Origin of the sequence: Vibrio sp. 10N.261.51.A3, assembly GCF_041471965.1 — a bacterium.
Lineage (GTDB): Bacteria > Pseudomonadota > Gammaproteobacteria > Enterobacterales > Vibrionaceae > Vibrio > Vibrio crassostreae_C.
Genome location: NZ_JBFRPK010000031.1, coordinates 25216 through 50603, shown reverse-complemented (window position 1 = coordinate 50603; position 25388 = coordinate 25216). Strand labels below are relative to the sequence as shown.

At 45.5% G+C, this 25388-nt stretch carries 25 protein-coding genes and 1 other RNA gene; 19 read left to right on the top strand and 7 right to left on the bottom strand.

Features of this window, described 5'->3' with window-relative positions:
• Positions 1-125 precede the first annotated feature (125 nt).
• The 6 genes from nudF to parC all read left to right on the top strand — a co-directional run bounded on the left by nudF (position 126) and on the right by parC (position 7087).
• On the top strand, positions 126-755 hold the full coding sequence (gene nudF, locus AB4371_RS08885; protein ID WP_017061425.1) for an ADP-ribose diphosphatase: 630 nt from the start codon (positions 126-128) through the stop codon (positions 753-755).
• Between the two features lie 4 nt (positions 756-759).
• Entirely contained in the window at positions 760-1200 is a 441-nt protein-coding gene (locus AB4371_RS08880; protein ID WP_008222561.1) for a DUF1249 family protein, read from the top strand.
• Between the two features lie 59 nt (positions 1201-1259).
• The gene (cpdA, locus tag AB4371_RS08875) at positions 1260-2084 is read left to right on the top strand and encodes a 3',5'-cyclic-AMP phosphodiesterase (RefSeq protein ID WP_017061426.1); all 825 of its coding nucleotides are present in this window, start codon (positions 1260-1262) and stop codon (positions 2082-2084) included.
• 15 nt (positions 2085-2099) lie between these two features.
• Positions 2100-2705 carry an esterase YqiA gene (gene yqiA / locus AB4371_RS08870; protein ID WP_017061427.1) on the top strand — a complete coding sequence of 202 codons (606 nt, stop codon included), beginning with the start codon at positions 2100-2102 and terminating at the stop codon, positions 2703-2705.
• A 239-nt stretch (positions 2706-2944) separates the two neighbouring features.
• On the top strand, positions 2945-4825 hold the full coding sequence (gene parE / locus AB4371_RS08865; RefSeq protein WP_017061428.1) for a DNA topoisomerase IV subunit B: 1881 nt from the start codon (positions 2945-2947) through the stop codon (positions 4823-4825).
• Positions 4826-4828: 3 nt separating this feature from the next.
• The gene (parC, locus tag AB4371_RS08860) at positions 4829-7087 is read left to right on the top strand and encodes a DNA topoisomerase IV subunit A (protein ID WP_017067236.1); all 2259 of its coding nucleotides are present in this window, start codon (positions 4829-4831) and stop codon (positions 7085-7087) included.
• A 102-nt stretch (positions 7088-7189) separates the two neighbouring features.
• Here the strand turns inward: parC and degS are convergent, their stop codons facing one another.
• From degS to zapG, 3 genes are all read right to left on the bottom strand, one after another.
• The gene (gene degS / locus AB4371_RS08855; RefSeq protein ID WP_017061430.1) at positions 7190-8254 is read right to left on the bottom strand and encodes an outer membrane-stress sensor serine endopeptidase DegS; all 1065 of its coding nucleotides are present in this window, start codon (positions 8252-8254) and stop codon (positions 7190-7192) included.
• Between the two features lie 158 nt (positions 8255-8412).
• Entirely contained in the window at positions 8413-9768 is a 1356-nt protein-coding gene (locus tag AB4371_RS08850; protein ID WP_017061431.1) for a Do family serine endopeptidase, read from the bottom strand.
• A 126-nt stretch (positions 9769-9894) separates the two neighbouring features.
• Entirely contained in the window at positions 9895-10350 is a 456-nt protein-coding gene (gene zapG, locus AB4371_RS08845) for a Z-ring associated protein ZapG (RefSeq protein ID WP_017061432.1), read from the bottom strand.
• 219 nt (positions 10351-10569) lie between these two features.
• Between zapG and zapE the strand changes: the two genes are divergently transcribed.
• From zapE to sspB, 8 genes are all read left to right on the top strand, one after another.
• Positions 10570-11673, top strand: a complete 1104-nt coding sequence (zapE, locus tag AB4371_RS08840; protein WP_017061433.1) for a cell division protein ZapE — start codon at positions 10570-10572, stop codon at positions 11671-11673.
• Positions 11674-11920: 247 nt separating this feature from the next.
• Positions 11921-12349: a 50S ribosomal protein L13 gene (gene rplM, locus AB4371_RS08835; RefSeq protein WP_010434689.1), complete on the top strand. Its 429-nt coding sequence runs from the start codon at positions 11921-11923 to the stop codon at positions 12347-12349.
• Positions 12350-12362: 13 nt separating this feature from the next.
• On the top strand, positions 12363-12755 hold the full coding sequence (gene rpsI, locus AB4371_RS08830; protein WP_004740758.1) for a 30S ribosomal protein S9: 393 nt from the start codon (positions 12363-12365) through the stop codon (positions 12753-12755).
• 330 nt (positions 12756-13085) lie between these two features.
• On the top strand, positions 13086-13676 hold the full coding sequence (gene petA, locus AB4371_RS08825) for a ubiquinol-cytochrome c reductase iron-sulfur subunit (protein WP_017061434.1): 591 nt from the start codon (positions 13086-13088) through the stop codon (positions 13674-13676).
• Positions 13676-14941 (top strand): cytochrome bc complex cytochrome b subunit, encoded by a 1266-nt coding sequence (locus AB4371_RS08820; protein ID WP_017061435.1) that lies wholly within the window; start codon positions 13676-13678, stop codon positions 14939-14941. Before petA ends, AB4371_RS08820 begins: the two co-directional genes overlap by 1 nt.
• On the top strand, positions 14938-15675 hold the full coding sequence (locus AB4371_RS08815; RefSeq protein ID WP_017061436.1) for a cytochrome c1: 738 nt from the start codon (positions 14938-14940) through the stop codon (positions 15673-15675). Before AB4371_RS08820 ends, AB4371_RS08815 begins: the two co-directional genes overlap by 4 nt.
• Positions 15676-15772: 97 nt before the next feature.
• Entirely contained in the window at positions 15773-16408 is a 636-nt protein-coding gene (gene sspA, locus AB4371_RS08810) for a stringent starvation protein SspA (protein ID WP_009848943.1), read from the top strand.
• Positions 16409-16414: 6 nt separating this feature from the next.
• Positions 16415-16909 carry a ClpXP protease specificity-enhancing factor gene (gene sspB / locus AB4371_RS08805; protein ID WP_372149473.1) on the top strand — a complete coding sequence of 165 codons (495 nt, stop codon included), beginning with the start codon at positions 16415-16417 and terminating at the stop codon, positions 16907-16909.
• A 254-nt stretch (positions 16910-17163) separates the two neighbouring features.
• On the opposite strand, the gene AB4371_RS08800 is transcribed toward sspB, so the two are convergent.
• The 4 genes from AB4371_RS08800 to AB4371_RS08785 are packed head-to-tail and all read right to left on the bottom strand — an operon-like array spanning position 17164 to position 20581.
• Positions 17164-17769 carry a BON domain-containing protein gene (locus AB4371_RS08800; protein ID WP_017059276.1) on the bottom strand — a complete coding sequence of 202 codons (606 nt, stop codon included), beginning with the start codon at positions 17767-17769 and terminating at the stop codon, positions 17164-17166.
• 16 nt (positions 17770-17785) lie between these two features.
• On the bottom strand, positions 17786-18376 hold the full coding sequence (locus AB4371_RS08795) for a phosphoheptose isomerase (RefSeq protein ID WP_004729817.1): 591 nt from the start codon (positions 18374-18376) through the stop codon (positions 17786-17788).
• A gap of 2 nt (positions 18377-18378) precedes the next feature.
• Positions 18379-18777 (bottom strand): YraN family protein, encoded by a 399-nt coding sequence (locus AB4371_RS08790; RefSeq protein WP_017059277.1) that lies wholly within the window; start codon positions 18775-18777, stop codon positions 18379-18381.
• The gene (locus tag AB4371_RS08785; protein ID WP_372149471.1) at positions 18764-20581 is read right to left on the bottom strand and encodes a penicillin-binding protein activator; all 1818 of its coding nucleotides are present in this window, start codon (positions 20579-20581) and stop codon (positions 18764-18766) included. Before AB4371_RS08785 ends, AB4371_RS08790 begins: the two co-directional genes overlap by 14 nt.
• Before the next feature lie 61 nt (positions 20582-20642).
• Between AB4371_RS08785 and rsmI the strand changes: the two genes are divergently transcribed.
• From rsmI to AB4371_RS08760, 5 genes are all read left to right on the top strand, one after another.
• Positions 20643-21509, top strand: coding sequence for a 16S rRNA (cytidine(1402)-2'-O)-methyltransferase (gene rsmI, locus AB4371_RS08780; protein WP_019824587.1), 867 nt, complete (start codon positions 20643-20645; stop codon positions 21507-21509).
• A 176-nt stretch (positions 21510-21685) separates the two neighbouring features.
• Positions 21686-22125: RNase P RNA component class A (gene rnpB, locus AB4371_RS08775), an RNA gene on the top strand.
• A 228-nt stretch (positions 22126-22353) separates the two neighbouring features.
• Positions 22354-23304: a 16S rRNA (cytosine(1402)-N(4))-methyltransferase RsmH gene (rsmH, locus tag AB4371_RS08770; RefSeq protein ID WP_372149469.1), complete on the top strand. Its 951-nt coding sequence runs from the start codon at positions 22354-22356 to the stop codon at positions 23302-23304.
• A gap of 3 nt (positions 23305-23307) precedes the next feature.
• On the top strand, positions 23308-23625 hold the full coding sequence (ftsL, locus tag AB4371_RS08765; RefSeq protein WP_017062901.1) for a cell division protein FtsL: 318 nt from the start codon (positions 23308-23310) through the stop codon (positions 23623-23625).
• A complete protein-coding gene (locus tag AB4371_RS08760) occupies positions 23622-25379 on the top strand; it encodes a peptidoglycan glycosyltransferase FtsI (protein WP_008223684.1) in 1758 nt (585 codons plus the stop codon). The genes ftsL and AB4371_RS08760 overlap by 4 nt, the downstream gene beginning before the upstream one ends.
• The last annotated feature ends 9 nt before the right edge of the window (positions 25380-25388 follow it).

The following is a 25388-nucleotide window of genomic DNA, read 5'->3' as shown; positions in this document are numbered from 1 at the left end:
CTTGTGCAATATTTTTTTTTAAAACTTAACTTTAATTATAAATTTTATATAAAAAGTTGAACCTTATCCTTGGTAGTTAACTCGGACAATGAGTAAACTATAAAGATCACTTAGTGAGGTACCAAATGCAACAGTATGACAATCAACGACATGAGTTTACTCCGCAAGATGTGGAAATAGTCTCAAAAGAGACGCTGTTTCGTGGTTTTTTCAAAATGGTTAAGTACACATTTAAACATAGACTGTTTGAGGGCGGCTGGAGCCAACCAATAGAGCGAGAGATGTTTGAGCGTGGACATGCTGCCGCTTTGCTACCTTATGATCCTGTGCGTGACGAAGTTGTGATCGTCGAACAGATCCGTGTTGGTGCCCTAGAGCATGAGAACCCATGGCAATACGAAATTGTTGCTGGGATCATTGATACCGATGAATCACCACAAGATGTCGCTCGTCGTGAGGCAATGGAAGAAGCCGGAGTCGAAGTCGGATCTGTATTGCCTATTACTTCGTATTATCCTTCATCTGGTGGTTGCTCTGAAAAGCTCGACGTCTTTGTTGGCTGTGTTGATGCAACGACAGCCAAAGGGGTACACGGGTTGGACTACGAAGGTGAAGACATTCGTGTACAAGTGATGAGTCGCGAAGCTGCTTATCAGTTGGTAAAAGATGGTGTATTTGAAAATGGAGCCACGATCATTGCGCTACAGTGGCTACAATTGAACTACCAAGAATTACAGTCAGAGTGGATAGATTAACGTCATGCCAAATATCGCGGTCAAAAAACCGTATCATGTTGATCTTGCTGAATTGATGCGAGTTTACGAGACTAACTATGCCAAACTGAACGCTTTGTTACCGGTTGGGCATGAGGTTGGTGACGTTCGCTGTTACCAAGCCGTTAATATGGTGTATCAATTGACAGTGAATGAGGTCACAAAATACACCACATTAATAGATATATGTCAGAGTGATGCGATGCCAGTGTTTCCTTTGCCAAAAATGTCTGTCAGGCTATATCACGACGCTCGAGTTGCAGAAGTGTGCGCTAGCGGGGATTTTTCGCGAGTCAAAGCGAAATATGACTACCCCAACACTAAGCTTCTGCAAAAGGACGAGAAATTTCAATTGAATAAATTTCTTGGGGAATGGTTAACGTTTTGTTTAAAAACGGGTATCAGCCGAACCCCAATTGCCTTTTAATTGAGCCTATTTATCAACACTTTTAAAGTCTAAACAGTAACGTATCTGGATTTGTTATTTTGGAATTATCACACACTTCAAAATTTGATGAGAGCACTATTAAGCTTGTGCAGCTAACGGACACGCATTTATTTGCGCCGAGCAATGGCAGCTTATTAAGCATCAACACTCAAGATAGCTTTCGTGCTGTAGTCGATGGCATTGTTAGTCAGGGCTTTGACTATCAAGCGATTTTAGCAACCGGTGATATATCTCAAGATCACAGTGCTGAGTCGTACCAGAAATTTGAGTCAGGGATTCAGCCTTTGGAAAAGCCATGCTATTGGCTGCCAGGGAACCATGACTTTAAGCCTAATATGGGCAGTGTTTTACCATCACCACAAATACAGTGTGTTGAGCATGTCTTGCTAGGCGATAACTGGCAGATGGTGATGCTAGACTCGCAGGTGGTTGGTGTGCCTCATGGTCGCCTCAGCGATCAACAGCTTGACCTATTAGAACAGAAGCTGACGGAGTTCCCTGAACGTAATACCTTGGTTCTATTGCACCACCATCCATTGTTGGTTGGCAGCGCATGGTTAGATCAACATAACCTAAAAGACGCCGATCAATTTTGGGATGTGGTTCAACAGCACACCAATGTTAAAGCCGTACTGTGTGGTCACGTTCATCAAGACATGAACCGAGATCATCATGGTGTACAAGTCATGGCAACACCGTCGACTTGTGTGCAATTCAAACCTAACTCAGATGACTTCGCGGTTGATACTTTGTCTCCGGGCTGGAGAGAGATTGAATTACATCAAGACGGTACCGTTAGCACGCAAGTTCGTCGTCTGCCTCATGGGCAGTTCTTGCCTGATTTTAAGGCTGCTGGTTACTAATGAAGGCGGTTATTGATGCCAGGCTCTAATCAACAAGCTAATAAGCCATCGCTGCTTCTCTATATTCACGGATTTAACAGCTCATCACGTTCTCATAAAGCGAATGTGATGGCAGATTACTGTGCGGAGCATCGCGCTGATATTAAAGTCGTAACCCCTCAACTGCCGAGTTTCCCTCAACAAGCGGCACTTCATTTACAGCAGCTGGTGGAGCAATACAAAGAGCAATATCAAATAGCGTTGGTCGGTAGCTCGCTGGGTGGCTATCTTTCAACATGGCTGAATAGCCACTATGGTTTTAAAGCGGTGGTTGTAAACCCAGCAGTGAAGCCGTATGAGCTTCTTGCTGACTATTTAGGTGAACAAGTAAACCCATACACAGATGAACGATATGTACTGGAAACAAAACATATTGATGAACTGAAGGCGTTAGAGGTTTCGGCTATCGCTAAGCCGAGCGACTTCTGGTTACTTCAGCAAACGGAAGACGAAGTTCTGGATTACCGACAAGCGGTAGAGAAGTACCAAGGTGCAACACAGACAGTAGAAGAGGGCGGGGATCATAGCTTTGTTGATTTTGAACGCTACCCACAACAAATCATCACCTTTCTAAATCTTTAATCTGTTCCACCAACCAAGTGATTTTCTCTTGTTTGCCTGTTATTTCATCTATCAATGGTGAAATATCATAGTTTGATGTCTTAGTTTTTGAACTAGCTTGACATCATTACTCAGCTTCCAGACTATATTCCCCAATACTTCGCTCGTTCGCTCTACTATGACGGTTCATAGTAATGATTCTGCTTTAGTGAAACTGGAGCCAGCGAACTGACGCAAACTTTTTGAGTAAACTCCGTATTATGACTGAACAATATAATGCAAAAGACCTCGAGGTACTTGAAGGTCTCGACCCTGTGCGACACCGCCCGGGAATGTATACCGAGACAGAAAGACCTAACCACCTTGCCCAAGAAGTCATTGATAACTCGGTCGATGAAGCACTAGCGGGACACGCTAAGAAGATCAAAGTGGTACTTCATGCAGACCAATCGTTAGAAGTTACCGATGACGGCCGTGGTATGCCTGTCGATATCCACCCTGAAAAAGGGATCTCAGGTGTTGAGCTGATTTTAACTAAGCTCCACTCTGGCGGTAAATTCTCGAATAACAACTATAAGTTCTCTGGTGGTCTGCACGGTGTAGGTATCTCGGTTGTAAACGCGCTGTCAAAACGTGTTGAAGTGACCGTACGCCGAGAAGGTCAGGTTCACGAGATCGCACTTGAAGGCGGTCATGCAGTAACAGAGCTTACTGTGACGGGCACTTGTGGTCATCGTAACAGTGGTACATCAGTACATTTCTGGCCTGATCCTAAGTACTTCGATAGCCCTAAATTCTCGACACTTCGTCTGATTAACAACCTACGTGCAAAAGCAGTGCTTTGCCCAGGTTTAGAAATTACCTTTATCGACAAAGTCGGTGGCGAAGAGCATAAATGGTTCTATGAAGATGGCCTAAAAGACTACCTTGCCGAAGGCGTGAAAGGTTACACCTTACTGCCTGAAGAACCGTATGTTGGTGAATTTGTCGCTGAAACAGAAATGGCAAACTGGGCGATCATTTGGCAGCCAGAAGGCGGTGATATGATCACCGAAAGTTACGTGAACCTAGTACCGACTAAACAAGGTGGTACACACGTGAACGGTCTTCGCCAAGGTCTGCTTGATGCAATGCGTGAGTTCTGTGAATTCCGTAACCTTCTACCGCGTGGCGTTAAGTTAACGGGCGACGATATCTTCGATCGCTGTTCGTACGTATTATCAGTGAAGATGCAAGATCCGCAATTTGCTGGCCAAACAAAAGAGCGCTTGTCTTCTCGTCAAACCGCTGCGTTTGTGTCTGGTGTGGTAAAAGATGCGTTTAGCCTGTGGTTGAACGAAAAGCCACAACTGGCAGAACAACTAGCAGAAGCTTGTATTGCGAATGCCCACCGCCGTATGCGCGCAAGCAAAAAGGTTGTGCGTAAGAAAATCGCTTCTGGCCCAGCACTGCCGGGTAAGCTAACCGACTGTTCAGTTCAAGATTTAAGCCGTACCGAAATCTTCTTCGTGGAAGGGGACTCGGCGGGTGGTTCTGCTAAACAAGCACGTGACCGTGAGTTCCAAGCGGTGATGCCACTTCGCGGTAAGATCCTAAATACATGGGAAGTGTCAGCAGACCAAGTATTGGCTTCGCAAGAAGTGCACGACATCTCGGTGGCTCTAGGTATCGACCCGGACAACGATGATTTATCAGGCCTGCGTTACGGTAAGATCTGTATCCTTGCCGATGCGGACTCGGATGGTCTTCATATCGCGACACTGCTATGTGCTTTGTTTACTCGCCATTTCCATGCATTGGTTGAAGCGGGTCATATCTATGTGGCAATGCCTCCTCTGTATCGTATCGATTGCGGTAAAGAAGTGTTCTACGCACTTGATGACGCAGAGAAAGACGGTGTGCTTGAACGACTATCGCAGAAGAAAGCCAAGATCAACGTGCAACGATTCAAAGGTCTGGGTGAAATGAACCCACTTCAGTTGCGTGAAACCACCATGGATCCAAACACTCGTCGCCTTGTGCAGTTAACGATTGATGACAGCGAAGCAACCAACGAGATGATGGACATGCTGCTTGGTAAGAAACGTGCAGATGATCGCCGTACATGGCTACAGACTAACGGTGATATGGCCGAGGTATAATGGATGTCTAACGAAATTACATATGATGGCGTTGAACAGCTGCCAATGCGCAAGTTCACCGAAGATGCCTACTTAAATTACTCAATGTACGTGATCATGGATCGTGCATTGCCGTATATCGGTGATGGCTTGAAGCCAGTACAGCGTCGTATTATCTACGCGATGTCTGAGCTAGGCTTATCGGCTGCATCGAAATACAAAAAATCAGCACGTACCGTTGGTGACGTATTAGGTAAGTATCACCCACATGGTGACTCTGCTTGTTACGAAGCGATGGTATTGATGGCGCAGCCTTTCTCTTACCGCTACCCATTGGTAGATGGTCAAGGTAACTGGGGTGCACCTGATGATCCGAAATCGTTCGCTGCGATGCGTTATACCGAAGCGAAATTATCTAAGTTTGCTGAGGTTCTTCTAGGTGAACTAGGTCAAGGCACTGTTGACTGGCAACCAAACTTTGATGGCACGATGAAAGAGCCTCAAATGTTGCCTGCTCGCCTACCTCACATCCTACTTAACGGTATCACTGGTATCGCGGTAGGTATGGCGACCGATATTCCACCACACAACGTGCGTGAAGTCGCGAATGCAGCCATTCACCTAATTGATACGCCTAAGTCTGAGCTTTCAGACGTGATGGGTTTCATTCAAGGTCCAGATTACCCGACTGAAGCTGAGATTATCTCCCCGAAATCGGACATCGAAAAGATCTACCGTACTGGACGTGGCAGCATCAAGATGCGCGCGGTTTGGCACAAGGAAGGCTCTGATATTGTTATCACGGCTTTACCTCATCAAGTGTCAGGTGCGAAGTTACTTGAGCAAATCGCTAACCAGATGCGCGCTAAGAAGCTGCCAATGGTTGACGACTTGCGAGATGAATCGGATCACGAGAACCCAACGCGTATCGTTGTCGTTCCTCGTTCGAATCGTATCGACTGTGACCAATTGATGAGTCACCTGTTCGCGTCGACGGATCTAGAGAAAAACTTCCGCGTTAACTTGAACATGATTGGTTTAGATAATCGTCCTCAAGTTAAAGGCTTAGTTCAAATCCTGAAAGAGTGGATCGAGTTCCGTCGCACAACGGTTCGCCGTCGTTTGCAGTACCGTTTAGATAAAGTACTGGCACGCTTGCACATCTTAGAAGGTTTGCTTGCTGCTTATCTTAATATCGATGAAGTGATTGAGATCATTCGTACAGAAGACGAACCATGTCCTGTCCTAATGAGCCGTTTCAACATTTCTGAAATTCAAGCCAATGCGATTCTTGATATTAAACTTCGTAACTTAGCTAAGTTAGAAGAGTTTAAAATCCGAGCGGAACAAGAAGAGCTTGAAGCTGAACGTGAGAAGCTTGAAAAGCTACTCGGTTCAGAGCGTCGCTTGAATACGCTGATCAAGAAAGAAATCCAAGCAGATGCGGATAAATACGGCGATGATCGTCGTTCACCTCTGATTGAGCGCGCTGAAGCGAAAGCGCTAACAGAGCGCGACTTAGTACCAAGCGAACCAATCACGGTTGTGTTGTCTGAGAAAGGTTGGATTCGTCATGCCAAGGGGCATGAAGTTGACGCTGAAGGTTTGAACTACAAATCGGGTGATAAATTCTTAGCGAGTGCTAAGGGTAAGAGTAACCAACAAGCGGTGTTCCTCGGCAGTGATGGTCGAAGCTACTCCCTTGAGTCACATTCATTACCGTCGGCGCGAAGCCAAGGTGAGCCAATTACAGGCCGCTTGAACGTCAGCCCAGGTACTTCTATTCGCCAAGTGGTGATGGGAGAGAATGAACAATTATGGTTAGTCGGTTCTGATGCAGGTTATGGTTTTGTTTGTAAGGGTAGCGATCTGCTGTCCAAGAACAAGAGCGGTAAAGCCTTGGTTAACTTGCCACAAGCTTCTGAAGTGATGATGCCAAGCCCTATTGCTGACTTGGACAGTAATCAGATTCTGGCGATTACTAACCAAGGTCGTATGTTGTTGTTCCCGATTAAAGATCTCCCTCAGCTGAGCAAAGGTAAAGGCAACAAGATCATCAACATCCCTTCTGCGAAAGCAAAAGAGCGTGAAGAGTTTGTCTCACATCTTATGGCTATCCCAGAGAATGCGACGCTGACTATCTACGCCGGTAAACGTAAGCTTGGTTTGAAACCTGCGGATCTTGAAAACTTCCGTGGTGAACGTGGTCGTCGTGGTGGTCTACTGCCTAGAGGACTACAGCGAGTGACTCGCATCGATATCGAAGAGCAAAGTGAATCGTAGAGATACTTGAAACAATCTTTAGATAAAAGAAAACCCAGCCTATGAGCTGGGTTTTTTGTACTTGTGTATTAGCAGCTTGAATCATTGCTTACAGAGTTTGCTCTACAGGCGAGTATCTTCGGCGATGGTCACCTTTAAGGTTTTGCTTTCACCTTGGCGCAATATACCCACATCGATAACTGTACCAGGTCGCAGGTCGGTAACGATGTCCATTACACTCTGGCGACCATTTACTTGGTTATCGTTGATACTGACAATAATGTCTTGAGCTTCAAAACCCGCATCGGCAGCCGGACCATTAGGGTCTATCCCCAACACAACGATCCCGCCGATATTCTTAGTACCCAACATGCGTGAGGTGACTGAGTTGATGTCTTGTCCATCGATACCAATATAGCCACGAATCACACGACCATCGGCGATGATCTTTTCCATGATTTTATTAGCAAGCGGATAGGGGATAGCGAATGAGATCCCATAGGTTTCCATGTCGGTAGCTTGCTGGAAAGAGGCGGTATTGATACCGACTAGCTCACCTTGTGAGTTCACCAGTGCGCCACCTGAGTTACCTTCATTGATTGCCGCATCGGTCTGGATAAAGGCTTGATGGCCATCGGCACTGATCGAAGAACGGCCGGTTGCAGAGATGATACCAAAGGTTGTTGTTTGACCTAGGTTGTATGGGTTACCGATAGCCAGTACAACATCACCGACATTGGCTTTGTAATTAGGATTGAGTGGGATCACCGGTAGATTATCACCGCTGACTCTAAGTATCGCGATATCGGTGCGTTTGTCTGAACCGACAAGTTGCGCAGCTGCTACTCGGCCATCTTGAAGTGCCACAACTATTTGGTCTGCTTGAGCCACCACATGGAAGTTGGTAATGATGTAGCCTTTCTCGCTAACAATCACCCCAGAGCCCAAACCTTGTGTGAGCAGTTTGTTTCGATCGCTTTCAGCGTATTTACGGCTATAAATGTTAACCACTGCAGGCGCCGCGCGGCGAACTGCTTGGTTAAATGAAATCTGAAGAGAGCCAATATTATCGACTTTAGGGCTAGTGACGTCAGCGACAATCGCTGGTCTTAAGCTCGGGAAGGCGAGAAGAATAAGCGCCGCTGAAACGAGTCCAAGGGAAATAGAACGAAATAGAAAGGACAGCATGTTTCCCTCTTCAACAAGTAAGGTGTGAAGCCTCCATCAATGGATGACTGATTTGATTACAAGTGAAGCATAGCATTTTGATTGATCTAAAGAAAAGGGAGACTGAGTAAGTTTAAAGCAAACTTACTGAGCCTCCCTGTAATTGCGCTGACGTAAGACTATCGAATCACAAGATAGATAGTTCGGTCGCCTCGCTGGATATTAAGCGCCAGTACACCAGGTTGTTTTTCAAGAATCTCTCTAAACTCAGCAAGGTTCTTAACGGGCTGGCGGTTTACTCCGATGATGATGTCATCTTTCAGGAGTTGATAGGCTTCGGCTGGTGAACCTTGAGCAACATTCGATACCTTGACGCCCGTTGCAGAGTCACTCTCTGTTGTGTTGGTTAACTCAGCACCAGCTAGTCCTTCATGGAGCTTCTCAGCTTGTGTTTTATTATTGGTGGATTCACCAAGCGTCACATCAAAGGTTTTGCTCTTACCGTCACGAACCACACCCAGTTCAATCTGCTTACCAGCGCCGAGTGTTGCGACCTTAGCTCTTAACTCGCTGAAGGTATCAATGCGTTTGCCATTAATAGAGACAATAATATCGCCCGCTTTCAGTCCTGCTTTATCGGCTGCGCTGTCAGGGACGATTTGGCTAACAAAGGCGCCCTTGCTTGATTCATAACCGAGTGCTTCTGCCAATTCAGAGGTCACTTCTCCGCCTTGAACGCCAAGCATGCCGCGTTTTACTTCACCGAAGTCGAGAATTTGTTCTGTCAGGTTTGTCATCATATTAGAAGGGATTGCAAAGCCGATACCGACATTACCTCCGTTAGGGCCAAGAATGGCGGTGTTGATACCAATTAGCTCACCGTTAAGGTTCACTAGCGCACCACCAGAGTTGCCGCTGTTGATTGCTGCATCGGTTTGAATGAAGTTTTCAAAGTTTTCTAGATTCAGGCCGCTGCGGCCGAGTGCAGAAACAATACCGGATGTCACGGTTTGCCCAAGTCCGAATGGGTTACCGATCGCGACACTAAAATCACCAACTCTTAGTTTGTCTGAGTCTGCGACTTTTATCTGGGTCAGGTTTTTGGCTTCTTCTAATTTTAGCAGTGCGATATCAGACATCTGGTCGCCGCCGATTAGCTCAGCATCGTACTCTCGACCATCATGCAGTTTTACTTTGATATCGTCCGCACCATTAATGACATGGTAATTGGTCACGATATGACCTTTCTCGGCGTCAATGATGACACCAGAGCCTAATCCGCGGAAGGGACGCTCTCGTGTTTGTTCTGGACCAAAAAAGAATTGAAATTGTTCAGGGATTTGCTGACGTTGTACCTGTTTGCCTTCTACGGCAATACTAACCACAGCGGGGGTCACTTGTTCAAGCATAGGAGCAAGGCTCGGTAATTGTTCATTACCCACACTTAATGGCAGTGCGGCTGTTGCTTTAATGGGGGTGATGATTGAACTTAAGCTTAAAGTTAGCACTGATAAAGCAAGCAAAGGTTTTTTCATCATAAACTCCTCTCTAGTTAAGGTCTTAACCCTCTTATACGTTTAATAAGTATGATAAGTTTCAAATGACCTGAGTGAAAGTTATGACTCAAAAACCTTTGTAAAGTTCACAGAAGTGTTAAATGTTTACGATGCTTTTGCTGTAACAACATCGGGAGCATTCATGATTTCTTTCTTCTGCTCTGTAAATAAACCGGTTGCGCCATTAGCGTAATCTTTCGGTTGTTCCTCAAGTGTCGCCTCTTTTACTGAAGGCTTCTCTTGTGGCTTGTCCGAATGGGCAGCGGCTGTTTTCACAAACGGGTTATCTTGCTCTGGCAGGTTAGGAATCAGCTCTGAGCTTGTTTTTTCCATGTGTTGGTACAGTTTTGTGTAGTCTTTACCTAATGTGTCCAACATTTCTGCTGATTTCGCAAAGTGATCAGCCAGCTCTTGTCGCTGCTGCTCAAGGGCAAACTTTGCGCTATCCAATTCTTTCTGTACGTTCTTTTGTTTTTTGTATTCAGGTGTCATGAGACGAGAAATAGCGACCCCTAAAATAACTCCGACTAGTAAACCGGCAACGGCATACATCCAAGGCATAACAGCTCCTTATTATTGTTTTTTAACATGTTTGTTACTGCTTAGTTACACGTGATACGGCTCCATGGTACTATGAGAAAGCCGCAGTATAAAGAGAAATGCGTGTGCGCTAGTTAGCAGTTTGATGCTGAATTATTCACCACATCACGTTATTCCTCGTACTGTTTGGGCTCATTTTTAGTTGTTGTCTGATATTGCTTTCATTGTGGAAATGTCGTCATGAATCCCATTAAAAAATACGAACAAGATATAAAAGAACATGGATTTCAAAGAGATCCAGCACAAGAGCAAGCCGTAAAATCTTTAGATGAACTCTTTCATCAATTTCAAGATTACATGAATACGCCCATTCCTCAACTGACTCGCTTCCAGAAATTACTAGGCAAAAAGCCAGAACTGCCACAACCACCGAAAGGTCTCTATTTTTGGGGTGGCGTAGGGCGAGGAAAAACGTACCTAATGGATACGTTCTATGATGCCTTACCGACCACTAAAAAAATGCGTGTTCACTTTCACCGCTTTATGTATCGAGTTCATGATGAGCTAAAGGCGCTAGGTAATGTGAGTGATCCATTGCCTTTAGTCGCAGACAAGTTGAAGGAAGAAGCGGACATTATCTGTTTCGACGAATTCTTTGTTTCAGACATCACCGATGCGATGATCCTAGGAACCTTGTTCCAAGAGTTATTCGCTCGAAACGCTATCTTGGTTGCGACCTCTAATATTCCACCTGCGGATCTGTATCGCAACGGGTTACAGCGAGCGCGTTTCTTACCTGCCATCAAGCTCATTCAAGACAACTGTCATATCCTTAATGTCGATAGTGGTATTGACTATCGTCTACGTACCTTAGAACAGGCTGAGATTTACCATTACCCGCTAGATAGCCAAGCGAATATTAATCTCGAAAAGTATTACGCTCAGCTCGTTGGTGAAGATAAAGAGAAGCTTAAGCAGATAGAGGTTAACCACCGTCAATTAGATGTAGTCGAAGCGAGTGATGGCGTACTGCATGGTACCTTTGCTCAGCTTTGTCAGTCGGCTCGTAGCCAGAACGACTATATTGAGTTGTCTCGGGTTTATCACACAGTTCTATTGGCGGATGTATTGCAAATGGGCGCGACTTCAGATGACGCTGCGAGGCGCTTCATTGCATTAGTTGATGAGTTCTACGAGCGCAATGTGAAGCTGATTATTTCAGCGGAAGTGGAGCTAGAAAAGCTATACACCCATGGTCAGCTAGAGTTTGAATTTAAACGTTGTCAGTCGCGTTTAATTGAAATGCAGAGCCATGAATATTTGGCAAAAGAACACTTAAGTTAGCTTTGATTATCTCGAATAAGAAATAGAATTAAAAAAATCGTGATTTTGTTCAAAAAGAGGTGATTTTTTCTTCGCTCTTCTCTATAATCCTGCGACCTACCGTTACTGCGGGCCTCTAGCGATGAGTAAAATCACGTTATGCCAAGAGTTTTCCAACACTCGAAGGGGTGATGAATGGTAACTCTTAGACAGTGGGAATACGCGAGTATTCCTTAAGTGTAAATTTTTTAAATAGGTAATTATTAGCATGAAAACTTTCGTTGCTAAACCAGAAACTGTAAAACGCGACTGGTATGTTGTAGACGCTGAAGGCAAAACTCTTGGCCGTCTAGCAAGTGAAATCGCTTCTCGCCTACGCGGCAAGCACAAAGCAGAATACACTCCTCACGTAGACACTGGTGATTACATCATCGTTGTTAACGCTGAGAAAGTTGCTGTAACTGGTAACAAAGCTAAGGGTAAGGTTTACTACCGTCACTCAGAGTTCCCAGGTGGTCTTAAAACTATCACTTTTGAAAAGCTAATTGCTAAGAAACCAGAAATGGTTCTAGAACTAGCAGTTAAAGGTATGCTTCCACGTGGTCCTCTAGGCCGCGCGATGTACCGTAAGCTTAAAGTGTACGCTGGTACTGAGCACAACCATGTTGCTCAACAGCCACAAGTACTAGACATCTAAGGGGATTATGAAAATGGCAGAGAATCAATACTACGGCACTGGTCGTCGCAAAAGCTCAGCAGCTCGTGTTTTCATCAAACCAGGCTCTGGTGAGATCGTAATCAACAAGCGTAGCCTTGATGTTTACTTCGGTCGTCCAACTTCTCGTATGGTTGTTAAGCAACCTCTTGAGCTAGTTGAACTAACTGAGAAACTTGACCTTTACATCACTGTTTCTGGTGGTGGTATTTCTGGTCAAGCTGGCGCAATCCGCCACGGTATCACTCGCGCTCTTATGGAGTACGATGAAACTCTACGTCCTGCTCTACGTGCAGCTGGCTACGTTACTCGTGACGCTCGTTGCGTTGAACGTAAGAAAGTTGGTCTACGTAAAGCACGTCGTAAACCTCAATTCTCTAAGCGTTAATTTTTCTTTACGAAAAAGTACACGCCCCCAGTTTTACGACTGGAATTGTGGTTCAAAGCTCGGCTATATGCCGGGCTTTTTGTTTTTATACCCCCTCTAAACGCTTTCCCTTCCTCGTTTTATTTCCAAATTCTTATATTTTGAAAGCTTTTGTAACCCAATGTGCGCTTTGCCTCATGATTGTTACAAAAAGGTAGCTTTATCTTGTCAAAAAGTAGGGTTTTATTTATCATTTGCCGTCAATAAATAGAACTAAATACATATTTTGTTAGCCATGCTCTTTAATCGGAATTATTTCAATCCACAAGGAGCAAATGGGAGAATGTTTGGATGAGCAACGCGCCTTTAAATAACGGTCGCAGGCGTTTCTTAACCGCAACAACAGCCGTTGTTGGTGGTTTAGGAGCAGCTGCTGTAGCCGTGCCTTTTATTAAATCATGGAATCCGAGTGCCAAGGCGAAAGCTGCGGGCGCGCCGGTGGAAGTGGAAGTCAGTAAGTTAGAACCGGGACAAATGGTTCGTGTCGAGTGGCAAGGTAAACCTGTATGGGTTGTACGCCGTGCTGAGTCGGTACTAGAAAACCTAAAATCGATCGGTGGTCAACTTCGTGACCCTCAATCTGAAGCTGAACAACAACCAGAATACGCACAGAACGAGTTCCGTTCAATTAAGCCGGAATTCTTCGTTGCTGTTGGTTTCTGTACGCACTTAGGTTGTTCTCCAACTTACCTGCCGGATTCTTTTGCAGAACAAGTTCAGGGTGTTAAGTCTGGTTTCTTCTGTCCTTGTCATGGTTCAAAGTTTGATATGGCAGGTCGAGTATTCCAAGGCGTACCAGCTCCATTGAATCTTGTTGTACCAAAGCATATGTATTTGAGTGACACTAAGATCATGATCGGTGTGGACGAGGGAGACGCGTAATGCAAGGATTGCTTGATTGGGTAGAGAAACGTCTACCCGCGATGAATGCGTATAAAAAGCATTTATCTGAATACCCAATGCCTAAGAACTTTAACTTTTGGTACCTTTTCGGTTCTTTGGCAATGTTGGTATTGGTTAACCAAATCCTTACGGGTATTTGGCTAACAATGAACTACGTACCGTCAGGTGAGGGTGCATTTGCTTCTGTTGAATACATCATGCGTGATGTGGAATACGGTTGGCTACTACGTTACATGCACTCAACAGGTGCTTCGGCATTCTTCGTTGTTATCTACCTGCACATGTTCCGTGGCCTAATCTATGGTTCTTACCAAAAGCCTCGTGAGCTACTTTGGATCTTCGGTATGTTGATCTTCTTAGTGCTTATGGCTGAGGCTTTCATGGGTTACCTACTACCATGGGGTCAAATGTCTTACTGGGGTGCTCAGGTAATCATTTCTCTGTTTGGTGCGATCCCTGTTATCGGTGATGACCTAACGCTTTGGATCCGTGGTGACTACATCATCTCTGGTGCAACGCTGAACCGTTTCTTCGCACTGCACGTTATCGCTCTACCAATTGTACTTCTGCTGCTTATCGTACTTCACGTACTAGCACTGCACGAAGTGGGTTCGAACAACCCAGACGGTATTGAGACGAAACTTCCTAAAGGCACAATGGGCGACGACTACAAAACGCAGTTCCCATTCCACAAGGATTACACTAAGAAATACGACATCATTGACTCTATTCCTTTCCACCCATACGGGACCGTGAAAGATATGGTTGGTGTGGCCGGTTTCCTATTCTTCTTCTGTTATGTGCTGTTCTTTAACCCAGAGATGGGTGGATTCTTCCTTGAGCCGCCAAACTTTGAAGCTGCTAACCCACTGAAAACACCAGAGCACATCGCTCCGGTATGGTACTTCACGCCGTTTTACGCAATTCTGCGTGCTGTTCCTGATAAGTTGCTAGGTGTTGTAGCAATGGGCGCATCTATTGTTGTGCTATTCCTACTACCATGGTTCGACCGTTGTAAAGTGCGTTCTTACCGTTACCGTAGCAAACTGCATTTGATTAACATCATCCAATTCACAATAAGCTTTATTGCGCTTGGTGTACTTGGTGCGCTTCCAGCAACGCCAACATACACGCTACTGGCTCAAATCTTTAGCTTAGGTTACTTCATGTTCTTCGTTCTACTGTGGTTCTACAGTAAAAATGAAGCGACGAAACCATTACCAGAAAGGGTGACATTCAAATGAAAAAGTGGATTGTAATTTTATTTGCTATGTTGCCGTCACTGGTGATGGCAGCGGGTGCAAACGTACCATTAGACAAAGCGAACAATGATTTAACAGACAAAGCTTCATTGCAAAATGGCGCTAAGATGTTCATGAACTACTGTTTCGCTTGTCACTCAACGCAGTACCAGCGCTATGAACGTGTTGCGAATGATTTAGAGATCCCCGTTGATCTTATGAAGGAAAATCTGATTTTCGACCCTGAAGCGAAAATCGGTGACTTGATGGTTAATGCTATGCCTTCTGATCAAGCGGCAAGTTGGTTTGGTGCTCCGCCACCAGACCTAACATTGGTTGCTCGTGTTCGTGGCGCAGACTGGCTGTACACTTACCTTCGTACTTTCTATGAAGATCCGTCTCGTCCATTTGGCGTGAACAACATTGTTTTCCCAAGCGTTGGTATGCCGCACGTTCTTGAAGAACTGCAAGGTATCCCAACACCAATCTACGATACTCATATGGTAGATGGCGAGGAAGTGACGGTTGTTGTTGGCACTGAGACTGACGGCTCTGGCGAATTAAGTGCTGGTGAATACGACGAAGCAGTTCGTGACCTTGTTAACTTTTTGGTTTACTCGGGCGACCCAGTTCAACTTGAGCGTCACGCTATGGGTTGGTGGGTAATGGCCTTCTTAGTAATCTTCACTATCATCGTGATTTTGCTGAAGAAAGAGTATTGGCGTGATGTGCACTAATTGTGCTATAATACCGTGCTAATTCCCAAATTATGTTAATGTTCAATGGAGGCTTTAGGCCTCCATTGTTTTTATTTAAAGTGTACTGGAGGGCTCCATGGCTGTAGCTGCCAATAAACGTTCTGTAATGACTCTTTTCTCAAGTGCTTCTGATATGTATAGCCATCAGGTGCGCATCGTTCTTGCTGAAAAAGGCGTAAGTGTTGAAGTTGAGTTGGTTGATGAAAAAAATCTACCAGCAGAGCTTGTTGAACTGAACCCGTACAAATCAGTACCTACTCTTGTTGATCGTGAGCTTGCTCTATATGACTCAAAGATCATCATGGAATACCTAGATGAGCGTTTTCCTCATCCACCGTTGATGCCTGTATACCCGGTTGCTCGTGGTAACAGCCGTCTAATGATGTACCGCATTGAGCGTAACTGGTATTCAGTTGCAGAGAAGATCGTTAAAGGCAACGCTGAAGAATCTGAAGCAGCTCGCGTTAAACTGCGCAACGACCTACTGACTCTTGCTCCTATCTTCGCTGAGTATGAATACTTCATGAGCGAAGAGTTTAGCCTAATTGATTGTTACCTAGCTCCGCTACTATGGCGTTTACCTGAGCTTGGTATCGAACTGATTGGTCCTGGTTCTAAAGAGCTTAAGATTTACATGAACCGCGTATTCGAACGTGATTCATTCCTAGCTTCTCTAACTGAAGCTGAGCGTGAGATGCGACTCGTTCGCTAAGCGTTTATGGATATTTCTAATATGACTCCACGCCGACCATACATTCTTCGTGCATTTTATGAGTGGCTGGTTGATAACGAACTAACTCCACACCTTGTTGTTGAAGCAACATTACCGGGTGTGCGAGTTCCAGAAGAGTTTGTTCAAGATGGTCAGATCATTCTGAACATCGCGCCTCGTGCGGTTGGACAACTTGAACTGGGTAACGAAGCTGTGACGTTTAGTGCTCGCTTTAGTGGTCGTCCACACTCTGTGATCGTTCCGCTTTACGCAGTACAAGCGATTTATGCTCGTGAAAATGGTGCTGGTACCATGTTTGAACCTGAAGAGGCTTACATGGAAGCGTTTGAAGAAGGGATTGAAGAAAGTCCTTTTGAAGAACCAGAAAAAGGCCCATCTTTGAGCGTAGCAACGGCAGACGTAGATGCTGAAGAGCCAGACTCAGATCCTGAGCCACCTCGTCCAGCGAAAGGTCGCCCAAGCCTTCGTGTTATCAAATAACGTTAGTTATACCAATCACAGTAAGTAAGTGATCAGAAATAGCGCAGGAAAAAAGCTTGAGAGCAAGGCGGAATTTTTTGATAAGTAGTTATTCTACAATCAAAAATTCTAACGCAGTTATCGAAATTTTTAACAAGCTAGAATGATAGATTATTTACTACGATTGGTATTAGATAACGAACCAAATAAAAAAGCAGCGACTCGTCGCTGCTTTTTCTTTTCTGCTATATAGCATTCAATTGACTGGCTTAAGGCTAGTTAACAGCCGTCTCTTCTTCACCATATTCAAACGCTCGAATGACCTGTTTTACGCCAGAGATGTTACGAGCAACTTCTGTTGCGATATCGGCATGCTCTCGAGTCACGAGTCCAAGCAGGAATACTTCTGAATCCTCAGTAATCACTTTTACTTTGATGCCGTTAAGTTCAGCATTCGCAAGCAGAGCTGATTTCACTTTAGTGGTAATCCAGCTGTCTTTACTAATAGCACTTACAGACAAAGGTTCTTTCACTCGAACCTGATTGTGGATGCTCTCAACGCCAGCCACTTCTTTGGCTTGGTTTTCAAAAGCGCGACGTTCTGAATCTGTGGTTGCTTGTCCCATCAATACCACCGAACCTCGGTACGAGCTTGCGGTGACACGTACGTTGCCACGGAATGGTTGTTTATTGGTAATCGCTGCGACTTCAAATTCGATGTTGTTGTCGTTCCAAATCTCTTTGGTTGTTCGCGTATCCGTGACTAGGTTTGCAGTGGTTGCAGCACCAGCAATGAAAATGCCAGCACAACCAGACAGAGACAGTGTAAGTAGCGAAACACTAATCAGCTTAAACAGCCTCATAGAGGTTAATGATTTCATTGTGATGCTCCGTATATCACTCTTCGTGAGCAGGGAAGAGTACTTGATCGATTAGGTCACATAGGCAGTGTAGTGTCACCATGTGTACTTCATGAATGCGCGCTGTACGGTGTGAAGGGATACGAATCTCTACATCGTGTTCACCAAGCAAACCTGCCATCTCACCACCATCTTTACCGGTAAAGGCGATAATTGTCATGTCGCGAGTTACCGCCGCTTCCATTGCCTTGATGATGTTCTTGCTGTTACCACTAGTCGAGATAGCCAACAGAATATCGCCAGTTTGACCAAACGCACGTACCTGCTTAGAGAAGATCTCTTCATAGTGGTAGTCGTTAGCCACAGCCGTTAGCGTGGTGTTATCTGCTGTGAGTGCCATCGCTGGAAGGCTAGGGCGCTCTGTTTCAAATCGGTTGAGTAGGCACGATACAAATTGCTGAGCATTCGACGCCGAACCACCATTACCACAACAAAGAATTTTGTTTCCGTTAAGCAAGGTCGCAACCATTGCTTGAGCGGCATGCGTGATTGCGTCAGGCAGAGCTTCTGCAGCCGCAATTTGGATTTGAATACTTTCTGTGAAACTTTCTTTAATGCTGTCTAGCATGTTTATCCTTGGGTAATCGCGTTTTGAATCCAGTCGATAGTGTCATTCGGCCCTTCAATGGCAACAATATCAAACCTGAAATCTGTAGAGTGCACCGACAAGCCTTGCTGCATAAGCCAAACATTGGCTGTTTTGAGCAGTTTCTGTGACTTCTTGGCAGTCACCATTTCAGCGGCATGTCCGTAGCGGGTTTGCTTGCGGTATTTTACCTCAGCAAACACAACCGTATTGTTATGGCGCATTATAAGATCAATCTCGCCACATTTTGCTATGAAGTTTTCTTCTATTAACGATAAACCGTGGTTAATCAGATAAGATTTTGCCACGGCCTCGTATTTATCACCCACTTGTTTGTGGGTGATGGTTGGTTTGGATAGGAACTTTCGGCTAAAAAGCCCCATGCTCTGCCCAGCTGATTTCACGTTGAACCACACAGTTGTTATCGATGGTTAGCACACCCGTTTCACCTGGAATGCTGTAACCCTGTACGGCTTTCATCTGTGGCAGTGCATCCATTAGGTAGTATGCATCCATTCCCAGTGCTTGCAGACGCTTTTGGCCGTTTGAGTGTGCAGGCCATAGGTCGTTTAGCTCTTTATTAAGCTCGTTTTTGTTCTCAACCAATAGTGGGATGTCGCTGTAGAACACGCCGGTTAGGTCTTCATACTGCTTATCACCGCTGTTGCTGCGTGAGTTTGAGAAAAGAGCGGGCTGGCTAGCATCAGGGTTAATTGCAACTTCAATGAAGGGTTTGATTAGCGTTAGCTCTGAGTTCTTAGCCACAATGTAGACAGAATCGATATCACGACGGCTGCGTGGCTCTGTTTCTAGGTCTAGGTTCAGTAACCCATCCATTTGAGCGATACGTTGTTGGCTCTCTTGCAAGCCAAATACCTGATTCACATTACGTTGCAGTTGGCGTTTGTCAGAGAACAAGCTGATAGCCACATCGTTGCTGCTGTATTTTTTCCACTCTTCTTTAAACGCTTGCTCAACACGCTCACCTAAACGTCCTCTTGGCGCAAGGATAAGCGGGTACTTGTAGCCTTGAGCAAAAAGGTGCTTCGCTGCTTGAGCGACCTCTTGTTCAGGCGATAGAGCGAGATAGCAAATATTGGTATCAGGTTCTAGTTGCGTTGGAATGTTCAGAGCTAAAGCTGGAATCGAATTCTCGTGGTTTTTCTGCGCTTGCTGAAGCTTAGTGATGTTGCTCTTAATTAGCGGACCCACAATGAAATCAACGTTGTTCTCTTCCAGTGTCGCTTTAATCTCAGCTGCACTTTGTACGTTGGTATCCATTACTGTCAGCGTTGCATCTTCTTCGCGTTCTTTGTCGTTCATCATCGCAAAGATGAAGCCATCACGTACGAGTTGTGCTTGCTTACCGTACTTACCCGTTAGCGGCAGCAACAGTGCTGTGCTGGTTGGCTTGCTGATTTCTAACGCTAATATATCGGTGATCGCTTGAGGTGTGTAAGTAGCAGCTGGGTGCTGAGGATTCTCGGCTAACCAATCAGATAAGGTTTCCTGTAGGTTTGGAAGATTCGAGTTCAGCGTCTTCATGTAGATAGCCAGTTGTAACCAACCAGAAAGCACATCTTCTGTCGGCGATGTTTTCAGTTCTAGAATCTCGTATTGAGAGTAGCTATTCAGATTCTGCCAAATACGGTCGGCAGTTTGCTGTTGAAGCTCTTCGTCAGCGTCTAAGTACTCTGAATAGAGCACTAACTCACGGCTTGCCTCGAAATACTCACTCTTCATCTCTGAAATGTTCGCGCGTAGCTCGTGATAATCTTTCCACTGTTCGTTAGGCAGTTTCCACCAAGGCTGAAAGTTCAGTTGGCTATAAGCTTGATCCGGCTGTGAGTTATTGACTAACAGCTGAGCGCGAGCCAATTGCCATTCTGCCTGTTGAACTTCACTCAGCTCTTGTTTAGCCAAGCGTTTGATAAGCAGTGTTGCTTGATCGGTTTTTCCAACTTGCACAGAAGATTTAAGCGCCATGATTAACCAGTCGTTTTGTAGACTTCCTTTGCTACTATCCGCCTGCATCATGTAACTTTCAGTTGATTGCGCTGGATCTAGTGTAATATCAACGCTCGTTGGTGCTTGAGGACCTGAAGAACAAGCCGCCAATGTAATTGCTAATGCAATTGGGGTTAGTAAGCGTGGTACACTGAGTCTCTTATGGTTCATCGTTGCCATGAGTTCTTTAAATTCCGTATAAATTTGTATCTATATTAATCGTTGAAGTGATGGTAAACAAATGACAGATAACAAAACCTTGCTCACAGAGAGCCCAACTCTCTACATTGTGCCAACCCCAATCGGAAATTTGGGAGATATCACTCAAAGAGCAATTGAAATTTTATCAAGTGTCGATGTTATTGCAGCCGAAGACACACGCCACACGGGTAAGCTGCTTGCTCACTTCAATATATCAACCAGAACGTTCGCTTTACATGATCATAATGAACAAACTAAAGCGCAAGTTCTAGTCGAAAGGTTATTAGAAGGTCAGTCTATCGCATTAGTCTCTGATGCGGGTACTCCTTTAATTAGTGACCCAGGTTACCATCTTGTCTCACAATGTCGTCAAGCGGGTGTGAGAGTTGTGCCACTTCCTGGTGCTTGTGCTGTGATTACCGCGTTAAGTGCTTCTGGTTTACCGTCAGATCGTTTCAGCTTTGAAGGCTTCTTACCGCCAAAGAGCAAAGGTCGTAAAGACAAGTTCTTAGAGATCGCAAAAGCAGAGCGCACTTGCATCTTCTATGAATCACCGCACCGTATTTCAGATTCTCTACAAGATATGCTTGAGATTCTTGGCCCTGACCGTGAAGTTGTATTGGCGCGTGAGCTAACCAAAACCTTCGAAACCATCCAAGGTCTGCCACTGGGTGAACTTATTGAGTGGATTGAAGAAGACGCGAACCGTAAACGTGGTGAGATGGTGTTACTGATTCACGGTCACCGTGAAGAAGCGAGCACAGAATTGCCAGACGAAGCGACTCGCACACTAGGCATTCTAACCAAAGAGCTGCCTCTTAAAAAAGCGGCGGCGATGACGGCAGAAATCTACAATCTGAAAAAGAACGCTTTATACAAATGGGGCCTAGAGCATCTAGACAACTAGAAACCTCTTTATAGAGTAGCTAACTTGTATTGAAAAGCTTGTGAGGAGTGATGGTATTGCCGTCATTCCTCTTTTTTTGTCTGAATTGTGTAAAAATCACGCAGTTGCTTAGAGGTTTGCACCATATTTGTGATCTCGCTAGACACTGCACCCTAATCTCTATACAATCCGCCCTCGGAGTTGAACGGGTAATCGCTGCTTTGCTGATGTCCTTCGGGAGACTGACGTTGAGGTCCTTCGGGAAACTGACGTTGAAGTCCTTCGGGAGACTGGTAGAGGGGAGGAACGTCCGGGCTCCATAGAGCAGGGTGCCAGATAACGTCTGGGGGGCGCGAGCCCACGACAAGTGCAGCAGAGAGAAGACCGCCGATGGCCTCATTTCTTCGGAAGGGGCACAGGTAAGGCTGAAAGGGTGCGGTAAGAGCGCACCGTGCGACTGGCAACAGTTCGTAGCAAGGTAAACTCCACCCGGAGCAAGATCAAATAGGCCCTCACATTGCGTTGCTCGCGTATGGGGGCGGGTAGATTGCTTGAGCCTGTGAGCGATTGCAGGCCTAGACGAATGGTTACCGCCGCGCAAGCGGAACAGAACCCGGCGTATGTGTCAACTCCACCTATATAAAGAACCCATCATTACTTAACGGTAGTGATGGGTTTTTTGCTTTATATTGACGTAAATTATTTAGATTTCCTTAGAATCCTTCACCCTGATATGAGCTTGGGTCAAAAATTCCCAAAGCCTATACACAATATGGTGGAGATACGGCGTGAAATCAGTACACTAAAACGTTAATAGAACAAATTATTGCCGAACTAATGGCTCAATCCACTCACTGAGAAGACTATGACAGAAGCATTCAAACATATTTCAGTATTGCTTAACGAATCTATTGACGGACTTGCGATCAAACCTGACGGTACCTACATCGATGGTACTTTTGGCCGTGGTGGTCACAGCCGTACAATCCTGTCTAAACTGGGCGAGAATGGACGACTCTTTAGTATTGACCGCGATCCACAAGCGATTGCAGAAGCGCAAAAGATTGATGACCCTCGTTTTACGATTATTCACGGCCCGTTCTCAGGTATGGCTGAATATGCAGAGCGTTATGACTTAGTCGGTCAAGTGGATGGTGTGTTACTGGATCTAGGTGTTTCTTCACCACAGCTAGATGACGCTGAGCGTGGCTTTAGCTTCATGAAAGACGGTCCGCTTGATATGCGTATGGACCCAACAACCGGTATTCCTGTCTCTCAGTGGTTAGTTGAAGCCGATCTTGATGACATCACATGGGTTATTCGTGAGTTCGGTGAAGACAAACACGCTCGTCGTATCGCGAAAGGCATCATTGCTTATCAAGAGAATGAAGAGAACGAACCACTAACGCGTACCGGTCAGTTGGCTAAGCTTATCTCGGATGTAGCTCCAAAAAGCTTCAAAGAGAAAAAGCACCCAGCAACACGTGCTTTCCAAGCCTTCCGTATCTACATCAACAGTGAACTTGAAGAGATCGATACAGCCCTGAAAGGCGCAGCAAGCATTCTTGCTCCTCAAGGCCGTTTGTCTGTTATTAGCTTTCACTCTCTTGAAGACCGCATGGTGAAGCGCTTTATCCGTAAAGAGAGCCAAGGTCCGCAAGTACCATATGGCCTGCCACTAACAGAAGAGCAGATCAAAGCGCTAGGCAGTGCTGATCTTAAGCCTGTTGGTAAAGCGATCAAGCCTTCTAAAGATGAAGTGGATGAGAATACTCGTTCGCGTAGCTCAGTATTACGAATCGCAGAAAAGCTATAGTCAATGAAGACCTCCAAACCTAACTTAGCCAAGATAATATTTTTTGATTTGATCTCCGTGGGTAAAGTCCCATTGGTGCTGCTTATCTGTATCTTCGCGAGCGCGATGGGGGTCGTTCTCACGACACACATGTCACGTCAGGCAATCACGCAAAAAGACATGGCATTGAGTGAGCGTGAACAGCTTGATAATGAATGGCGAAATTTAATGCTTGAAGAGACGGCTCTGGCTGAACATAGCCGCGTTCAAGCATCGGCAAAACGAGAGCTAGACATGAAACGTCCAGACTCCGACAAAGAAGTTGTGATCACACTGAAATGACCGGAAAAAAGGAAAAAGCCCCCGCGAAAGCCGTTAAGAAACCAACGAAAGAGCGAGTGAAGAGCGAAAAGGACTCGGATCCAATTCTGATTAAATGGCGTTTCAACGTCGTTATTGCTTTCGTGTTGGTTGCCTTTTCTGTACTAGTAGGTCGTGTGGCTTACATCCAAGTCATTGAACCAGATAACTTAATTCGTCAGGGCGACCTTCGTTCTGTACGTGTTAAGGCTATTCCTTCTGCCCGCGGTATTATTTCAGACCGCAATGGCGAACCACTTGCCGTTAGTGTGCCTGTTGAGGCGGTATGGGCTGACCCGAAAACCATCTTCGATAAAAATGGCATGGCCCAAATTGATCGTTGGTATGCGCTAGCTGATGTACTTGGCTTAGATCGACAATCGATGATCAACAAGATCTCCAGCGACAAATCTCGTCGTTTTATCTACCTACAAAGACAAGTTAGCCCAGCAATGGCGAAATACATCCGCGACTTAAAGCTGGTGGGTATTGGTCTTAAAGCAGAATCACGTCGTTATTACCCAGCCGGTGAAGTCAGCGCGCATCTTATTGGTGTGACCGGAATTGATGGACACGGCCTAGAAGGTGTCGAGCGCAGCTACGATAAGTGGCTCACGGGTGAAGCAGGTAAACGTACAATCCGTAAAGACCGTTACGGGCGAGTAGTTGAAAACATTGCACTAGAAGAGCGTGAAGAAGGTAAACCACTCGAATTGACCATCGATCAGCGCTTACAAGCCATCGCTTATCGAGCGATTAAACAGGCGGTAGCCGATCACAAGGCGACGTCTGGATCTGCCATCTTATTAGACGTAAAAACGGGTGCGGTTTTGGCCATGGTTAACGCACCGTCTTACAACCCAAACAATCGTGCTGATTTACAAAGCTTTAAGATGCGTAACCGCGTGATCACCGATGCTTTTGAGCCAGGTTCGACGGTTAAGCCGTTTGTTGTTCTTGCCGCTCTCGAAAATGGTACCGCGGATGCTGATACTGTAATTGATACGGGTAACGGCATCATGCAAATCGGTGGTAGCCGTGTACGTGATACTTCCAAAGTTGGTAAGGCAGACTTGGCGTTAATCCTTAAGAAGTCGAGTAACATCGGTGTGGCGAAGTTAGCACTGGATATGCCACTTGAAGCGCTACTGGGCATGTACAGTTCTGTTGGTCTTGGCGAGATGTCTGGGCTGAATCTAGTCGGTGAGACCGCGGGTATTTTCCCGAACCGTCGACGCTGGTCTAAGTTTGAAATCGCTACCTTATCCTTTGGTTATGGTCTAGCGATTACTCCGCTGCAATTGGCTCATGCCTATGCGACGTTAGCGAATCACGGTGTTTACGAACCTATCCATATCGTTAAAAGCAACGACCAAGATTTCTCAAAACAGATCATCAAGCGCGAAAATGCTGAGTTGGTTTTGAACATGCTAGAAGGCGTAACCCAAAAGGGCGGTACAGCGACAAGAGCTGCCGTGCCGGGTTACCGAGTAGCAGCAAAAACAGGTACATCTAGAAAAGCGATTTCCGGTGGTTATGGAGACGAGTACTTCGCCTATACCGCAGGTGTTGCTCCAGTGAGTGACCCAAGAGTCTCTTTGGTTGTGATGATCAATGAACCTCAAGGTGACCTCTACTATGGTGGCTCGGTCGCAGCCCCTGTTTTTTCTGAAATCATGAAGGGCGCACTGCAAATTCTGAATGTCCCTGCTGATGAAAACAAGTTTCAAGAATAGAGCCAATCA

Bases quoted from the DNA above. Each gene is read 5' to 3' on its own strand.
- nudF (WP_017061425.1), top strand. From the start codon at position 126: ATGCAACAGTATGACAATCAACGACATGAGTTTACTCCGCAAGATGTG.
- AB4371_RS08880 (WP_008222561.1), top strand. From the start codon at position 760: ATGCCAAATATCGCGGTCAAAAAACCGTATCATGTTGATCTTGCTGAA.
- yqiA (WP_017061427.1), top strand. From the start codon at position 2,100: ATGCCAGGCTCTAATCAACAAGCTAATAAGCCATCGCTGCTTCTCTAT.
- parE (WP_017061428.1), top strand. From the start codon at position 2,945: ATGACTGAACAATATAATGCAAAAGACCTCGAGGTACTTGAAGGTCTC.
- parC (WP_017067236.1), top strand. From the start codon at position 4,829: ATGTCTAACGAAATTACATATGATGGCGTTGAACAGCTGCCAATGCGC.
- degS (WP_017061430.1), bottom strand. From the start codon at position 8,254: ATGCTGTCCTTTCTATTTCGTTCTATTTCCCTTGGACTCGTTTCAGCG.
- AB4371_RS08850 (WP_017061431.1), bottom strand. From the start codon at position 9,768: ATGAAAAAACCTTTGCTTGCTTTATCAGTGCTAACTTTAAGCTTAAGT.
- zapG (WP_017061432.1), bottom strand. From the start codon at position 10,350: ATGCCTTGGATGTATGCCGTTGCCGGTTTACTAGTCGGAGTTATTTTA.
- zapE (WP_017061433.1), top strand. From the start codon at position 10,570: ATGAATCCCATTAAAAAATACGAACAAGATATAAAAGAACATGGATTT.
- rplM (WP_010434689.1), top strand. From the start codon at position 11,921: ATGAAAACTTTCGTTGCTAAACCAGAAACTGTAAAACGCGACTGGTAT.
- rpsI (WP_004740758.1), top strand. From the start codon at position 12,363: ATGGCAGAGAATCAATACTACGGCACTGGTCGTCGCAAAAGCTCAGCA.
- petA (WP_017061434.1), top strand. From the start codon at position 13,086: ATGAGCAACGCGCCTTTAAATAACGGTCGCAGGCGTTTCTTAACCGCA.
- AB4371_RS08820 (WP_017061435.1), top strand. From the start codon at position 13,676: ATGCAAGGATTGCTTGATTGGGTAGAGAAACGTCTACCCGCGATGAAT.
- AB4371_RS08815 (WP_017061436.1), top strand. From the start codon at position 14,938: ATGAAAAAGTGGATTGTAATTTTATTTGCTATGTTGCCGTCACTGGTG.
- sspA (WP_009848943.1), top strand. From the start codon at position 15,773: ATGGCTGTAGCTGCCAATAAACGTTCTGTAATGACTCTTTTCTCAAGT.
- sspB (WP_372149473.1), top strand. From the start codon at position 16,415: ATGGATATTTCTAATATGACTCCACGCCGACCATACATTCTTCGTGCA.
- AB4371_RS08800 (WP_017059276.1), bottom strand. From the start codon at position 17,769: ATGAAATCATTAACCTCTATGAGGCTGTTTAAGCTGATTAGTGTTTCG.
- AB4371_RS08795 (WP_004729817.1), bottom strand. From the start codon at position 18,376: ATGCTAGACAGCATTAAAGAAAGTTTCACAGAAAGTATTCAAATCCAA.
- AB4371_RS08790 (WP_017059277.1), bottom strand. From the start codon at position 18,777: ATGGGGCTTTTTAGCCGAAAGTTCCTATCCAAACCAACCATCACCCAC.
- AB4371_RS08785 (WP_372149471.1), bottom strand. From the start codon at position 20,581: ATGGCAACGATGAACCATAAGAGACTCAGTGTACCACGCTTACTAACC.
- rsmI (WP_019824587.1), top strand. From the start codon at position 20,643: ATGACAGATAACAAAACCTTGCTCACAGAGAGCCCAACTCTCTACATT.
- rsmH (WP_372149469.1), top strand. From the start codon at position 22,354: ATGACAGAAGCATTCAAACATATTTCAGTATTGCTTAACGAATCTATT.
- ftsL (WP_017062901.1), top strand. From the start codon at position 23,308: ATGAAGACCTCCAAACCTAACTTAGCCAAGATAATATTTTTTGATTTG.
- AB4371_RS08760 (WP_008223684.1), top strand. From the start codon at position 23,622: ATGACCGGAAAAAAGGAAAAAGCCCCCGCGAAAGCCGTTAAGAAACCA.